The organism is Novacetimonas pomaceti (assembly GCF_003207955.1).
Taxonomy (GTDB): domain Bacteria; phylum Pseudomonadota; class Alphaproteobacteria; order Acetobacterales; family Acetobacteraceae; genus Novacetimonas; species Novacetimonas pomaceti.
This window is the reverse complement of sequence record NZ_NOXG01000081.1, coordinates 1-1,913: the sequence shown is the minus strand read 5'-3', so window position 1 is coordinate 1,913 and position 1,913 is coordinate 1. Positions and strand designations below refer to the sequence as shown.

The window sequence follows — 1,913 nt, the reverse complement described above, 5'->3', positions numbered from 1 at the left end:
GAAATGGGAAACGATCTTGGTGATCTGGTCGGGAACGGGGATCAGGGCTTCGGCGGCCTCGATGGTGATGACAGGCGCGCGCCGGGCCGCTTCCTCGAAGCGGCGGGCGGCGGGGGCCTTCTGGCCCGATTTTGCCTTGCTGGCGGCTTTCTTCTCTTGCGCGGAAGCGAGGGCGGCGGTCATTGTGTTGGTAGCGTTGGACATGAAACTTGACCTTTCTGTCTGGCGTCAGCCCTGTCCGGTGTTCGAGCACCGGGCGGGGCGTCTGTGGCGGGAACCATTTCCCTCTCCACAAATAAAGAATAGTACAGACAGAATATAAATACAATAAAAAAGACAATATATCAGTAATAAACATTAGTTTACTTATGGTTTTCTCCTCTTTATTTCCTTATGCCCATTTCATAACGTGCGATCTTATCAAGTGTTGCGTAAGTATTCATCCTGTAGAACACCAGGGCGAGCGGTCGAACCGTTGCGCGAAAGCGTGGAGACCCCGCAGGGGGCTCCAGTGAGGTTAGCGGCGCAGCCGCTTAGCGAACCAGAGTGAGAGAACCCCGAAGGGGCCGCCCTGATTTTCTTTTTTTCCTGTTGAACAGAGATGTTTCCCGGACCGGCCCTTTCGGGAGAGGAAACCGTATCCAGACGCCCTGTACCTGCGCCGCGTTTTGCGGGCATGCGCTGCAGGGCCACAGCTCCCGTTCGTCTGTGACCCGCGACATTCCTTCAGATACTCTTGATGAAGCCGGAAGGCGTGCCTTCGGCAGGATCGACAAACACCACGTCATCCGGTGCCCGGCGCGGTGTGTCGATGGCAAGAAAAATGACAGGATCACGCAGGATACGCGGCACCGCATGCACCGCACGCCGCGGAAAGACCAGCAGGTGCCCGGGGACAAACGGCGCTTCCTCAGCCGGATCATCAATCCAGAATGTCCCTTCTCCGGAAAGGACATGGAGGACTTCATCACACTGGGTATGATAATGCGGCGGCACGTCCCGATAGATCCGGAACACCCTGATACTGGCTTCAGGCCTGTCGGTCAGATAGGTATCCAGCAGCATCGTATCCGCGGTTTCCGGGAATGCCGCGGCAATCCTGTTGAGATCGAACCGTCCACCGGTACGGTTCAGGGTCATCAGATGCTCTTCATCAGTCATGAGGCCTGGTCTCCGCCCATGTTCCATACCATGTCTCGACGAGCGCTTTCATGGTCTTCTCCATTTCAGCCAGGAAAACCTTCGAGCACGATCTTGCCCTTTGCCTGACCGCTCTCGATCAGGGCATGGGCCTGCCGCAGGTTCGCCGCGGTGATCAGGCCGAGGTTCCTGCCAAGCGTGGTGCGGATACGCCCGTCATCCACGAGGCGTGAGACGTCGTTGAGAATCTCGCCCTGCCTGCCCATATCGGCTGTGCCGAACAGCGGGCGGGTGAACATCAGCTCCCAGTGCAGCGACAGGCTTTTCTTCTTCAGCGGCAGGGCGTCGAGCACAGCCGGGTCATCAATCAGGCCGAAATGCCCCTGGGGCGCGATCAGCTCGACAATCTCTGGCATATGCCGATCGGTCTGCGTCGTGGAAAAGACGAAGCCGGGAGCGCCGGTCGGAAGGGCCGCGACCTGCGCGGCAAGAGGCCTGCTGTGATCCACCACATGGTGTGCCCCGAGAGATATTACCCAGTCGCGCGTTTCTGGCCGGGAGGCGGTGGCGATGACCGTGACATCGGTCAGGACCCGGGCCAGCTGGATGGCGATGGAGCTGACGCCGCCAGCGCCGCCGATAATCAGCACGGCTGGCTTCACGCCAGGGACTGGCCGACGGATATCCAGGCGATCGAACAGCATCTCCCAGGCGGTGATCGCTGTCAGCGGCAGTGCCGCGGCTTCAGCCCAGTTCAGGGAACGGGGCTTACG

General features: G+C 59.4%; 2 protein-coding genes and 1 pseudogene. All 3 read right to left on the bottom strand.

Annotation, left to right across the window (positions count from 1 at the left end):
- Window positions 1-204: pseudogene (locus tag CFR71_RS15635) on the bottom strand (hypothetical protein); the annotation flags it as partial.
- A 522-nt stretch (window positions 205-726) separates the two neighbouring features.
- A complete protein-coding gene (locus CFR71_RS15630) occupies window positions 727-1,161 on the bottom strand; it encodes a cupin domain-containing protein (protein ID WP_110532223.1) in 435 nt (144 codons plus the stop codon).
- Window positions 1,162-1,226: 65 nt separating this feature from the next.
- A partial coding sequence (locus CFR71_RS15625) for a zinc-binding alcohol dehydrogenase family protein (RefSeq protein ID WP_110532221.1) occupies window positions 1,227-1,913 on the bottom strand: 687 nt, incomplete at its 5' end.